Raw genomic sequence first — 11,828 nt, 5'->3', positions numbered from 1 at the left:
TTCATGAAGTGGACTGATATTCCGCCCGTATGGCTCGCTGGGTTTATTGCTTTGGCTTATACCTTCAACAAAATCGACCCTTGGGGGCTGAGTTTGGATCACCCGATCACGCAGCTTGTCGCGGGTATTCTGATCGGCGGGGGCATCATCCTGATGTTGCTTGCTGTTTATGAAATGCAGCGCCAGAAGACGACGTTCGTGCCCCATCGCGATGCAGACCGTCTTGTTCAGTCAGGCATATTCTCGAGAAGCAGGAACCCCATTTATCTTGGCGATATCCTTGTTCTTGTCGGCGTGATCCTCTGGCTCGACGTGCCTGTCGCTTTGCTCTTGGTGCCGGGATTTTTGTGGGTGATCGAACGGCGATTTGTCATTCCCGAGGAAAACCGGCTTCGTCGCAAGTTCCACGCGGATTTCGCGCGATACTGTCAGAAAACCCGCCGTTGGCTCTGAATGCGGTCTGAAAAGCCTCGGGGGCGAGACGTTAGCGCTATAACTTGCGGAAAGCCGCAATGGTTGCTTGTGAAATAAAATTGCTTTGGTTAATTCGGTTTTGAAGTTGAACAACAAGGGGGACAGTCCGTGAAAATCGGTGCACCTAAAGAGATTATCGCCGGTGAAAACCGCGTGGCGATGACTCCCGCCTCTGCGCGGGATTTGCAGAAACTTGGCTATGAGTGCGTGATCGAATCCGGTGCCGGTGCGAATGCCGGCTTCTCGGATGCGATGTATCAGGAGGCAGGTGTCGAGGTCGTCAAGACTGCAGCCGCTCTGTTCAAGGCCGCAGACATCGTTGCCAAAGTGCGCGTTCCCACCGATGCCGAGGTCAAAAAGCTCCGCGAAGGGCAGCTTTTGATTTCGTTCTTCAACCCCGGTGCAAACGAAGAGCTGATGAAGCTTGCCGCCGAAAAGGGCGCAAGCGTGATCGCGATGGAAATGGTCCCCCGTATCTCGCGGGCCCAGAAGATGGACGCTCTGTCGTCCATGGCAAACATCGCTGGCTATCGTGCCGTAATCGAAGCGGGTAACAACTTCGGCCGCTTCTTCACCGGTCAGGTGACGGCTGCAGGTAAAGTGCCCCCCGCCAAGGTTCTTGTCGTGGGCGCAGGTGTGGCAGGTCTTGCCGCCATCGGCACCGCAACCTCGCTTGGTGCGATCACCTATGCATTCGACGTTCGCCCCGAAGTGGCCGAACAGGTTGAATCGATGGGTGCCGAGTTCGTTTACCTCGACTTCGAAGAGGAACAGCAGGACGGCGCTGCGACGGGCGGTTATGCGTCGGTCTCATCGCCCGAGTTCCGCGAAGCCCAGCTCAAGAAGTTCCGCGAGCTTGCACCCGAAGTCGATATCGTGATCACCACCGCGCTGATCCCGAACCGCGAAGCCCCCGAGCTTTGGACCGAAGACATGGTTCAGGCCATGAAACCCGGTTCTGTCATCGTCGACCTTGCTGCCGAAAAGGGTGGCAACTGCAAGCTGACAAAAGCAGACGAGCGGATCGTAACCGACAACGGTGTGATCATCATCGGCTATACCGACTTCCCGTCGCGTATGGCGGCTCAGGCTTCGACGCTCTACTCGACCAACATCCGTCACATGATGACCGACCTCACCCCGAACAAGGACGGTGTGGTCAACCATAACATGGAAGACGATGTGATCCGTTCGTCGACCGTGACCCACAACGGTGCCGTGACCTATCCGCCGCCGCCGCTCAAGGTTGCTGCGATTGCCGCCAAATCCAAGGAAAAGCCCAAAGAGCTCACGCCTGAAGAGAAAAAGGCCGCCGAAGCCGCAGCATTCAAGGCTCAAACCCGTCAGCAGGTTATCCTGCTTGGCGTCGGTGGTGCCCTGATGCTTCTCGCGGGTCTTTATGCACCTGCTTCGTTCATGCAGCACTTCATCGTGTTCGTGCTCTCGGTCTTTATCGGCTTCCAGGTGATCTGGAACGTGTCGCACTCGCTGCACACACCGCTGATGGCCGTGACCAACGCGATTTCGTCGATCATCATCCTCGGTGCTCTGATGCAGATCGGGTCGGGCTCGTTCCTCGTCATCATTCTCGCCGCGTTGTCCGTCTTTATGGCTGGCATCAACATCTTCGGTGGGTTCCTTGTTACGCGTCGCATGCTTGCGATGTTCCAGAAGTCGTAAGGAGTAGAGGATCATGGAATTCGGATTCACTACCGCGGCCTATGTGGTCGCAGCTGTCCTCTTCATCCTGTCTCTTGGCGGTCTGTCGGGTCAGGAAAGTGCTAAGCGCGCTGTTTGGTATGGCATTGTCGGTATGGCTCTGGCCGTTGCCGCAACGCTCGTCGGTCCGGGCAAGGGTCTTTGGGTCCTCTCGGTCCTTCTGATCATCGGTGGCGGTATCATCGGCACCTATGTCGCGAAAAAGGTCCAGATGACCGAGATGCCGCAGCTTGTCGCCGCGATGCACTCGCTCGTCGGTCTTGCCGCCGTCTTCGTCGGGTTTATCGCGCACTTCGAACTAGCGAACGTCATCGAGGCTATGTCCACGATTTCGTCCACGCTCACCGAAGCCAAGCGCATGGAAATGTTCCACGAAATGCACCTTGGTGCCTTTGCTGAACTTCTTGCGCACAAGACCCCGGTCGAACAGAACATCCTTCGCGTCGAACTGTTCCTCGGCATCTTCATCGGTGCTGTGACCTTTACGGGTTCGGTTATTGCCTATGGCAAACTGGCGGGCAAAGTGACCTCCAAAGCCGAAAAGCTTCCCGGTGGTCATTTCCTCAATGCGGGCGCCGCGATTATCTCGGTGCTTTGCCTTGTCTGGTATTTCCAGTCGGGTAGCTTCCTCGCGCTAGCAATCATGACGCTTGCTGCGCTCTTCATCGGCTATCACCTCATCATGGGGATCGGCGGCGCCGACATGCCCGTCGTGGTGTCGATGCTGAACTCCTACTCGGGTTGGGCTGCAGCTGCGATCGGCTTCTCGCTCGGCAACGACCTTCTGATCGTTGTGGGTGCGCTGGTTGGTTCTTCGGGTGCGATCCTGTCCTACATCATGTGTAAGGCGATGAACCGTTCGTTCATCTCGGTGATCCTCGGCGGCTTTGGTGGCACCACCGGTCCCGCGATGGAAGTCGAGGGCGAACAGGTGGCTATCGACTCCGACGGTGTTGCCGCTGCTCTGGAAGATGCTGACAACATCATCATCATTCCGGGTTACGGCATGGCTGTTGCTCAGGCTCAGCAGTCGGTTTCCGAACTGACCAAGCGTCTGCGTGCCAAGGGCAAGAACGTCCGCTTCGCGATCCACCCCGTTGCGGGCCGTCTTCCGGGCCACATGAACGTGCTTCTCGCTGAGGCCAAGGTTCCCTATGACATCGTTCTGGAAATGGACGAAATCAACGAGGACTTCCCCGAGACCGATGTTGCAATCGTCATCGGTTCGAACGACATCGTGAACCCCGCCGCACAAGAGGACCCGAACTCGCCCATCGCAGGCATGCCGGTTCTCGAGTGCTGGAAGGCCAAGCAGGTGTTTGTTTCCAAGCGTGGTCAAGGCACGGGCTATTCGGGTATCGAGAACCCGCTGTTCTACAAAGAGAACACCCGTATGTTCTATGGCGACGCCAAGAAGTCGCTCGACGAGCTTCTGACCAAGATCCAGTAAAGACCCTTCAAGGTCCTTGGAAAGCCCCGCTATTCGGCGGGGCTTTTTCTTTGGCTATACACTCGACGCCTCTCGCCGTGGCACTAGCTTCGGGGGGAGAGGAACATGCGATGTATAATGATGATGTAACGGCAATTTGCCCTGACTGCGGATCAGCGGATGTCACCTATACGAGTCAGAAGATCTCGTGCCTCGCTTGCGAGTTCGAAGAGACGTTCGGTTACGACTTTGCACAGCCATCAGCAGTAACGGACGCACTCGATCGAGCCAAGGCGCTTGATATTCTCAAGCGTTGGTCGTTTGCTGGATAGGCAAGGACTAAAGGGAGAAGAGCATGACCATCAGCGCCAACGAGATCGAAGCCTTGCTTGATGCAGAGGTCGAAGGCTCTGATCCGACCGATCCGAATGTCACGCATTTCGTCTCGGCCCGCGTGACCCCAAGGTTGAGGTCTGTCAATTTCAGCGGTGGGATCGTCCAGAAATGCTGGGCTGTTACGCGCACGGATGGCGATTACCGCGTGGTGTATCTTCCGACAGCGGGCTACTTCTCGCTTTGCGTTGAATCTCAAATCGGCCTTTTGGACATCGGGGTCCACGGCTCCGCCATCGGGTGTTTTTCGTCGGTCTAGGGATGTGCCGCAAAGTGCGCGATGATCGTCTTGAAAACAAAACCGCGTGTTACGGGGAGCTCCATGAGCGTTTCGTGCTTTGCGTTCCTAAGGGGCACAAGCGTGCCATCCGTCCACTCTGCCATTTTGGAGCGGATACGCTCGGCGTCGACGATCGCTTCCTGATCTCCGAGAAAGGTCACGGTCGGCACCTTGGGCGGTGCGAGCCGCGAGAGGGCGTCGGTTTCTTTCATCGCCTCAAGAATCCAGCGATAGGATGGGCCACCAAGCGTCAGCTCGGGATGGGCATTGGCCTGATCCCGCATATAGCCCCACTGCTCGAGATCGTTCGTAAGAGCATTGTCCATGAATTCGCCGTGCATCACGACCGTCTCGGTTTCGCGCCCTGCAGCTAGGTTGTGACCTCGACCGACCAGACAGGCAAAAGTCGAGGCAACGCGGGCAAAAACGCGCAATGCGGAGGGCATTTCGATGCCCCACATGGGTGCGGAAAAGGCGGCAGCTTTGACGGGAAGCCCCAGATGGAGCGCACGAAGTCCGATTGCACCGCCCATGGAATGGGCCAACAGATAGAGCGGAGCGGGGAGGTCTACGGCCTTTACATGCTCACAAAGGGCGCGCACATCCTTTTGAAAGTCGAGAAAGCGCTCCACATGGCCGATATACTCAGGCGCGGATAACCGATCGGAAAGCCCTTGGCCCCGCCAATCAATGACCGCGACGGCAAAACCTGCCTCGGTAAGGAGCGCAACATCGCGTCCGTATTTCTCGATATATTCCGTCCGTCCGGGAAAGAGCAGCACCGTTCCCTTGGCCGCTTGCGCGCGCCAGTGCACAACACGCAGGCGCACCCCATCAGAGGCCGTCATCCAATGACTTTCGGCGCCGCTCGGGGCTTCTGCGATTTCGGTGAAAAACGGTGCTGTTGTCATATCAGGCGAGCGTTCCAGCAAGTTTCATCGCGGCGCCCATGTCACCGTCGATGGTGAGTTTGCCGGTCATGAAAGCGGTGGTCGGATTCTCGTCGCCCTCGAAAATGGCCTGAAATGTTTCGGCCGTAGCGGTCAGGGTGACATCTGCAGCGTCATCGCCCGCGCGCGCACCGCTTGCATCAAGGATGATCGATCCTTCGCCGTCGATGACGAATTTTGCGGTTCCGTCAAAGCCTTGGCCGCCGAGTTTGGCATTGAGGGCTTCTACGGCTCCGTTGACGATATCGCTCATGTCGTGTCCTTTCGTTGTTTCTGGCATACTCCCTCTGGAGATTGCCGCCGCAATGGCTACATTCATTGTTATGAGCACCTTGGGAAACTCTTTCAAACATATCGTTGCGGCACTTGTCGTCCTCTGCACATCTGCCGTAGCGGCAAATGCGGCAGACGCAGCGCGTCTGGAGGAGTTGTTTCGCCAGCTCAAGGAAGCGGATGCCTCGACCTATCTCGGCATAGAGCGCCAGATCGGTGAGGAATGGTCCAAAAGCGGATCTGCGGCTATCGATCTTTTGCTGCGGCGTGGTCAGGATGCGATCGATAAGGGTGATTTCCAGACCGCGGTCGAGCATTTTTCCGCTGCCATCGACCATGCGCCAGATTTTGCCGAAGCCTATAACGGAAGAGCGACGGCGTTTTATCTCCTTGACGAGTTCGGCCTCTCGTTGGAAGACATCCGTCAGACTTTGATCCTTGAGCCGCGCCATTTCGGTGCTCTGTCCGGGTTCGCGATGATCCTCGAACAGATCGACAGAGAAGACGACGCACTCGAGGTGTATCGCCAAATTCTGGAGCTTGCGCCCGCAGCCCCGGGGATCAACGAAGCCGTAGAGCGGCTGGAACTGCAACAAGAGGGTCGGACGCTCTGACGCCCGATCCCCCCACCGGGGACGAAAAATGACTTTGCCTTCCCGGATTACGGCCATGCTCGGGCCGACGAACACCGGCAAAACCCATTACGCGATCGAGAGGATGCTTGCGCATCAGACGGGGGTCATCGGGCTCCCGCTTCGGCTTTTGGCGCGTGAGGTCTACGACAAGATCGTGGCGCTTCGTGGCCCGTCTGTCGTGGCACTGGTTACAGGGGAAGAGCGCATCGTTCCGCCCCGCGTCAAATATTGGGTCTGCACCGTCGAAGCCATGCCCGAAGGCATGATGGTCGATTTTCTGGCCGTAGACGAGATCCAGCTCTGCTCTGACCCCGAGCGGGGCCATGTGTTCACCGACCGTCTGTTGCACGCCCGCGGACGGCTTGAAACGATTTTTATGGGCGCCGATACCATGCGTCCCGCAATTGCCGCATTGGTCCCCAAAGCGCAGTTCCATAAGCGCGAGCGGATGTCGACACTTACCTATTCAGGTTCGAAAAAGATAAGTAGGATGCCCGGAAGAGCCGCAATTGTCGGCTTTTCTGTTGATAATGTGTATGCGATTGCCGAGCTGTTGCGGCGCACCAAGGGTGGCGCAGCGGTCGTTATGGGGGCGTTGAGCCCGCGGACCCGCAACGCTCAGGTCGCCATGTATCAGAACGGTGATGTAGATTACCTTGTGGCGACGGATGCCGTCGGGATGGGGCTCAACCTCGATATCGATCATGTCGCTTTTTCCTCGCTCACCAAATTCGACGGGCGGCGCATGCGCTATCTCGAGCCGCAAGAGCTTGGTCAGATCGCGGGCCGCGCGGGACGACATATGAGCCACGGCACCTTCGGCGTGACGGGCGAGGCTCCCGAGCTTGATGACGAGGTGGTCAAATCCATTGAGGAACACCAGTTCCGCCCCGTCAACAAACTCCATTGGCGCAACTCACGGCTCGAATTCGGTTCGGTGCCGCGACTGATCCGCACGCTGGAGCAACGCACCGATGATATCTGGTTGTCTCGGATGCGCGAGGCAGATGACCTTTTGGCGCTCAAGGCTCTCTCGGCGGATGCGGAAGTTATGGCGCGGGCCAGCGATGGCCCCTCGGTCAAACTCTTGTGGGATGTGTGCCGCGTCCCCGACTTTCGCGGCATTTCCTCGGGGGAACATGCGAACCTGTTGCGGGACTTGTTCAACTTTCTGCACCAGCACGGCCATGTGCCCCGCGACTGGTTCGCGCGGCAGGTCAAACGCATCGATCGGACCGACGGCGACATTGACACATTGTCGAAAAGGCTCGCCTATATCAGAACTTGGACCTACGTTGCGCAACGCAATGGGTGGGTTCAGGACGAATCCCATTGGCGCGAGCAAACTCGCGCTGTAGAAGATCGCCTGTCAGATGCATTGCATGATGCCCTGACCCAAAGATTTGTGGACCGGCGGACGAGTGTTCTCCTTCGCCGGCTCAAGCAGAAGGAGGGCCTTGTGGCCGAAGTAAACGATAATGGTGAAGTGACCGTCGGCGGCGAATTCGTCGGTCGGTTGGAAGGGTTCCGTTTCCGCATGGATAAAACCGGAAGCCCCGATGAAGCAAAGACCCTCCGTCAAGCTTCGGTTCAGGCATTGGTGCCGCAGTTCAACCTGCGCGCTGACCGCTTCTATAATTCTCCCGATACCGAGATTGATTTTACCGAGCAGGGTGGCCTCATGTGGGGCGATCAGGCTGTGGGCAAGCTCGTTGCCGGTGCAGACCCGCTCAAGCCGCAGGTCGTTGCTTTCGTCGACGAAGAAGCAGGCGACGATGTGGCGACCAAGGTCCAGCGCCGTCTCCAGCACTTCATCGACCGCAAGGTCGCCGCTCTGTTCGAGCCGATGCTCAACATGCAGCGTGATGAAACCCTGACGGGTCTTGCACGCGGATTCGCCTTCCGCTTGGGCGAAGGCTTCGGCATCGTGCCGCGCGGGGATGTTGCCGAAGAGGTCAAGACCCTCGATCAAGAAGCACGCGGCGCACTGCGCAAACATGGCGTGCGCTTTGGTCAGTTCACCGTTTTCATGCCGCTCCTGCTCAAGCCCGCTCCGACGCGCCTGCGTCTCGTGCTTTGGTCGCTTGCGCAAAAGTTGGATGAATTCCCCGAAGCACCGCCGCCGGGTCTTGTGACTGTTCCCGCGCTCAAGGATATGGCGCCGGGCTATTTCGCAATGGCGGGATACCGCGCTGCGGGGGAACGTGCGATCCGTATCGACATGCTCGAACGTCTTGCCGATATGCTTCGTGATAAAGACAGCCGTGGTGGCTTTGAAGCCAACGCCGACATGCTTTCCATTACAGGCATGACCCTCGAGCAGTTCGCGGACCTTATGCAGGGTCTCGGCTACAAGGCCGAAAAAGGCGAACGAGCCAAGGTCAAGGCGACCGAGACCGCTGCCCCCGCAGAGGGTGAGGCGTCCGAGGTTGCGGCCGAGCCCGTCGTAGAGGCTGCACCGGAAGCGGCAGAACCCGCTGAAATGGAGGTCTTCTACACCTTCACTTGGGGCGCACGCCCGCAGCGTCAGGCCCGTCCTCAGGGTGGTCGCCGTGAAGGTGGCAAGCCGCAGGGCGAACGCCCCCAAGGCGAGCGTCCGCGCGGTAAGGGCAAAGGCGGCAAAGGGCGCAAGCCCGAAGGCAATACCAAGCCTCAGAAGTTCGAGGCCAAGCCCAAGCGCGAAAAGACGATCGACCCCGATAATCCGTTCGCAGCCGCTCTTTCCGGTTTCAAAACTAAGTAATGGCCGAGGCGGAAGGCTCCATCCGGATCGACAAATGGCTCTGGCATGCGCGTTTTTTTAAAACGCGCAGCCTTGCCACAAAGATCGTCTCGGAGGGAAAGGTCCGCATCGACGGCACCCCGATCAGCAAACCTGCACGTCAGGTCGGACCGGGGGCCGTGCTGACCTTTGTCAAAGAAGGGGACGTGAAGATCGTCCGAATCCTTGCCCTTGGGGAAAGACGCGGTCCCGCACCCGAAGCGAAGGCCCTTTACGAAGATCTTTCGCCGCCGCCCGAGGAAAAATCTCCTGCCAATCCGTCCTTCGATGGGAAAGGCAAACCGGGAAAGCGCGAGAGACGGAACATGGATGCGCTTCGAGCAAAGGTAGACCCTTTCACGCTTGAATGATCCGCCAAGCTGTCCTAGCTAGTGCCCCGAAAGCATCAGGAAAAGACTATGACCTACATCGTCAACGACAACTGCATCGCCTGTAAATACACCGACTGCGTCGAGGTTTGCCCTGTGGATTGTTTCTACGAGGGTGAGAACATGCTCGTGATCCATCCCGATGAATGCATCGACTGTGGTGTGTGCGAGCCCGAGTGCCCTGCAGACGCAATTCGTCCGGACACCGAGCCGGATATGGAAAAGTGGGTTGAGTTCAACCGCAAATACGCCGAGCAATGGCCCGTCATCACGGTCAAGAAAGACCCTCTGCCGGGTGCAGAAGAGATGGACGGCAAGCCTGGCAAGATCGATCTTTTCTCTGCCAAGGCTGGCGAAGGTAACTGATACCGGCCCTGATTCGCTGCAGATGGCGTGATTCGCCTCTCTCCGTAAGCGCATGAGCTTGAAACTATTATGAAAACCGGCCTTTGACGGTGCTGCAGCGCGGCACTTTCGATGGGCCGGTTTTTGTGCTATAAGAAATACAAATGTTGCCAGTGTCTTAACCGCCAAACGCTACAAAACGCCGCCGGAAATCATCTTTTCCGGACGGTTGTCTTGTCGTCTGACGGGTGCCAAAGGAAGGACCGTTATGACCAAGAAGAAGAACGAATTCAGCCCGAACGAGTTTGTTGTATACCCCGCTCATGGTGTGGGTCAGATCGTTTCGATCGAAAAGCAGGAAGTGGCTGGCTTTGAGCTCGAACTTTTCGTGATTTCCTTCGAAAAGGACAAAATGACCCTTCGTGTGCCGACCAATAAGGCGACCGATGTGGGCATGCGTTCGTTGTCGTCCCCAGATATCGTCGCGCATGCGATGAAAACTCTGAAGGGCAAGGCCAAAGTGAAAAAGGCCATGTGGTCGCGCCGCGCTCAGGAATACGAACAGAAGATCAACTCGGGTGATCTGATCGCCATCGCCGAGGTTGTGCGCGATCTGCACCGTGCAGATGACCAGCGCGAGCAATCCTATTCCGAGCGTCAGCTTTATGAAGCCGCTCTCGAGCGTTTGACCCGCGAGATTGCTGCTGTCGGCGGCAATGACGAACAGGCTGCGGCCAAAGAGATCGACTCGGTGCTGATGGGCCGTGCGGCTTAAGCCCGATCATGTCTGAAGATTGAAAAAGCCGCCCTGAAAAGGAGCGGCTTTTTTGATGGGAGAGGGGGCTCTGCCCCCCGCGCCTTTGGCGCTCCCCCCGGGATATTTGGGGCACAAAGGCAAGTTAGAGGGCGCGCCAGCCGATGTCTTTGCGGCAAAAGCCCTCGGGCCAATCGATCCGGTCGACCATCGCATAAGCACGGTCACGCGCCTCTTGCAGGGTTGCGCCGCGGGCTGTCACATTGAGAACGCGGCCGCCGTTTGCGAGGATCGCGCCGTCTTTTGCGATGGTGCCCGCATGGAAGGTATATTCCGACGAGGTTTCGGGTAGGGCATCGAGGCCGCGAATTTCGGTGCCTTTCTTGTAGGTGCCGGGATAGCCGTCCGCAGCCAGAACCACGGTCAGGGCATGATCGTCAGCCCAGTTTGCCTTGATTTCGGAGAGGCGGCCTTGGGCACAGGCGAGCATGAGATCCAGTGCCTGAGCCCCGAGGCGCATCATCAGAACCTGGCATTCTGGGTCGCCGAAGCGGCAATTGTATTCGACGAGGCGCGGCTGACCATCCTTGATCATGAGACCTGCATAAAGAACGCCTTGATAGGGTGTGCCTTGGTCCTTCATGACCTTCATTGTTGGAATAACGATTTCATTGAGGGCTTTGGCCGCGATCTCTTCCGAGAGCACGGGCGCGGGCGAGTAAGCGCCCATACCGCCGGTGTTGGGGCCGGTATCGCCGTCGCCGACGCGTTTGTGGTCCTGAGCGGTTCCGATGGGAATCACCGTCTCGCCATCGACGAGAATGAAGTAGGAGGCCTCTTCGCCCTCCATGAATTCTTCGATTACGACTTCTGCGCCGGCTGAGCCGAATTCGCCGCCGAACATATCGTCGATCGCATCAAGGGCCTCGGCTTCGGTCATCGCGACGATCACACCTTTGCCTGCTGCAAGCCCGTCGGCCTTGACCACGATGGGAGCGCCTTGATCCTTGATATAGGCCTTGGCGGGGGCGCTTTCAGTAAAGCGCGCATAGGCGGCGGTGGGGGCATTCGCCGCGTCGCAAATCGCTTTGGTGAAGGCTTTGGAGGCTTCGAGGCGCGCGGCGGCAGCCGAGGGACCGAAGACGGTGAAGCCTGCATCACGCAGTTGATCGGCAACGCCTGCTGCGAGCGGGGCTTCGGGGCCGACGATGACGAAATCGATCGCATTATCCGATGCGAAACCTGAGACCACGCCGCCGTCGAGAATGTCGATATCGGCACATTCGGCGATGCTTGCGATCCCGGCATTGCCCGGCGCAACGATCAGTCTGTCACATTTCGGGTTTTGCTTTACAGCCCAAGCCAGTGCATGTTCGCGCCCGCCGCTGCCAAGGATCAGGATATTCATGTCTCGTGCCCTCTGGTA

Annotated in this window: 13 protein-coding genes; 10 read left to right on the top strand and 3 right to left on the bottom strand. The window is 57.9% G+C overall.

The features are described 5' to 3' along the window. Positions 1-3: 3 nt before the first annotated feature. The 5 genes from QQG91_RS09545 to QQG91_RS09525 all read left to right on the top strand — a co-directional run bounded on the left by QQG91_RS09545 (position 4) and on the right by QQG91_RS09525 (position 4,274). Positions 4-453, top strand: coding sequence for a methyltransferase family protein (locus QQG91_RS09545; protein WP_285769997.1), 450 nt, complete (start codon positions 4-6; stop codon positions 451-453). Positions 454-582: 129 nt separating this feature from the next. Beyond that, complete coding sequence (locus tag QQG91_RS09540) at positions 583-2,154, top strand: Re/Si-specific NAD(P)(+) transhydrogenase subunit alpha (RefSeq protein ID WP_285769996.1); 1,572 nt, start codon at positions 583-585, stop codon at positions 2,152-2,154. A gap of 13 nt (positions 2,155-2,167) precedes the next feature. Beyond that, positions 2,168-3,643: an NAD(P)(+) transhydrogenase (Re/Si-specific) subunit beta gene (locus tag QQG91_RS09535; protein ID WP_285769995.1), complete on the top strand. Its 1,476-nt coding sequence runs from the start codon at positions 2,168-2,170 to the stop codon at positions 3,641-3,643. A 110-nt stretch (positions 3,644-3,753) separates the two neighbouring features. Continuing rightward, the gene (locus QQG91_RS09530; RefSeq protein ID WP_285769994.1) at positions 3,754-3,954 is read left to right on the top strand and encodes a hypothetical protein; all 201 of its coding nucleotides are present in this window, start codon (positions 3,754-3,756) and stop codon (positions 3,952-3,954) included. Positions 3,955-3,977: 23 nt separating this feature from the next. Next, complete coding sequence (locus QQG91_RS09525; protein ID WP_285769993.1) at positions 3,978-4,274, top strand: hypothetical protein; 297 nt, start codon at positions 3,978-3,980, stop codon at positions 4,272-4,274. Here QQG91_RS09525 and QQG91_RS09520 read toward each other — a convergent pair. Beyond that, positions 4,271-5,206, bottom strand: a complete 936-nt coding sequence (locus QQG91_RS09520; protein WP_285769992.1) for an alpha/beta fold hydrolase — start codon at positions 5,204-5,206, stop codon at positions 4,271-4,273. The two genes, QQG91_RS09525 and QQG91_RS09520, sit on opposite strands and share 4 nt — an antisense overlap. 1 nt (position 5,207) lies before the next feature. Continuing rightward, positions 5,208-5,498, bottom strand: a complete 291-nt coding sequence (locus tag QQG91_RS09515) for an SCP2 sterol-binding domain-containing protein (protein WP_285769991.1) — start codon at positions 5,496-5,498, stop codon at positions 5,208-5,210. 52 nt (positions 5,499-5,550) lie between these two features. On the opposite strand from QQG91_RS09515, the gene QQG91_RS09510 reads away from it, so the two are divergent. The 5 genes from QQG91_RS09510 to QQG91_RS09490 all read left to right on the top strand — a co-directional run bounded on the left by QQG91_RS09510 (position 5,551) and on the right by QQG91_RS09490 (position 10,423). Next, positions 5,551-6,132: a tetratricopeptide repeat protein gene (locus QQG91_RS09510; protein ID WP_285769990.1), complete on the top strand. Its 582-nt coding sequence runs from the start codon at positions 5,551-5,553 to the stop codon at positions 6,130-6,132. Between the two features lie 28 nt (positions 6,133-6,160). After that, entirely contained in the window at positions 6,161-8,896 is a 2,736-nt protein-coding gene (locus QQG91_RS09505) for a helicase-related protein (protein WP_285769989.1), read from the top strand. Then, complete coding sequence (locus tag QQG91_RS09500) at positions 8,896-9,285, top strand: RNA-binding S4 domain-containing protein (RefSeq protein WP_285769988.1); 390 nt, start codon at positions 8,896-8,898, stop codon at positions 9,283-9,285. Before QQG91_RS09505 ends, QQG91_RS09500 begins: the two co-directional genes overlap by 1 nt. A 48-nt stretch (positions 9,286-9,333) precedes the next feature. Continuing rightward, positions 9,334-9,669, top strand: coding sequence for a ferredoxin FdxA (fdxA, locus tag QQG91_RS09495; RefSeq protein WP_285769987.1), 336 nt, complete (start codon positions 9,334-9,336; stop codon positions 9,667-9,669). Positions 9,670-9,916: 247 nt separating this feature from the next. Then, a complete protein-coding gene (locus tag QQG91_RS09490; RefSeq protein ID WP_285769986.1) occupies positions 9,917-10,423 on the top strand; it encodes a CarD family transcriptional regulator in 507 nt (168 codons plus the stop codon). A 124-nt stretch (positions 10,424-10,547) separates the two neighbouring features. On the opposite strand, the gene purD is transcribed toward QQG91_RS09490, so the two are convergent. Beyond that, positions 10,548-11,810: a phosphoribosylamine--glycine ligase gene (gene purD / locus QQG91_RS09485; protein WP_285769985.1), complete on the bottom strand. Its 1,263-nt coding sequence runs from the start codon at positions 11,808-11,810 to the stop codon at positions 10,548-10,550. Positions 11,811-11,828: the final 18 nt, after the last annotated feature.

The sequence above is a fragment of the Marivivens sp. LCG002 genome (assembly GCF_030264275.1).
Lineage (GTDB): Bacteria > Pseudomonadota > Alphaproteobacteria > Rhodobacterales > Rhodobacteraceae > Marivivens.
This window is presented reverse-complemented; position numbering and strand designations above follow the sequence as displayed.

Excerpts from the sequence above, each read along its gene's own strand:
- QQG91_RS09545 (WP_285769997.1), top strand. The coding sequence starts at position 4 with ATGAAGTGGACTGATATTCCGCCCGTATGGCTCGCTGGGTTTATTGCT.
- QQG91_RS09535 (WP_285769995.1), top strand. The coding sequence starts at position 2,168 with ATGGAATTCGGATTCACTACCGCGGCCTATGTGGTCGCAGCTGTCCTC.
- QQG91_RS09530 (WP_285769994.1), top strand. The coding sequence starts at position 3,754 with ATGTATAATGATGATGTAACGGCAATTTGCCCTGACTGCGGATCAGCG.
- QQG91_RS09525 (WP_285769993.1), top strand. The coding sequence starts at position 3,978 with ATGACCATCAGCGCCAACGAGATCGAAGCCTTGCTTGATGCAGAGGTC.
- QQG91_RS09520 (WP_285769992.1), bottom strand. The coding sequence starts at position 5,206 with ATGACAACAGCACCGTTTTTCACCGAAATCGCAGAAGCCCCGAGCGGC.
- QQG91_RS09515 (WP_285769991.1), bottom strand. The coding sequence starts at position 5,498 with ATGAGCGATATCGTCAACGGAGCCGTAGAAGCCCTCAATGCCAAACTC.
- QQG91_RS09510 (WP_285769990.1), top strand. The coding sequence starts at position 5,551 with ATGGCTACATTCATTGTTATGAGCACCTTGGGAAACTCTTTCAAACAT.
- QQG91_RS09505 (WP_285769989.1), top strand. The coding sequence starts at position 6,161 with ATGACTTTGCCTTCCCGGATTACGGCCATGCTCGGGCCGACGAACACC.
- QQG91_RS09500 (WP_285769988.1), top strand. The coding sequence starts at position 8,896 with ATGGCCGAGGCGGAAGGCTCCATCCGGATCGACAAATGGCTCTGGCAT.
- fdxA (WP_285769987.1), top strand. The coding sequence starts at position 9,334 with ATGACCTACATCGTCAACGACAACTGCATCGCCTGTAAATACACCGAC.
- QQG91_RS09490 (WP_285769986.1), top strand. The coding sequence starts at position 9,917 with ATGACCAAGAAGAAGAACGAATTCAGCCCGAACGAGTTTGTTGTATAC.
- purD (WP_285769985.1), bottom strand. The coding sequence starts at position 11,810 with ATGAATATCCTGATCCTTGGCAGCGGCGGGCGCGAACATGCACTGGCT.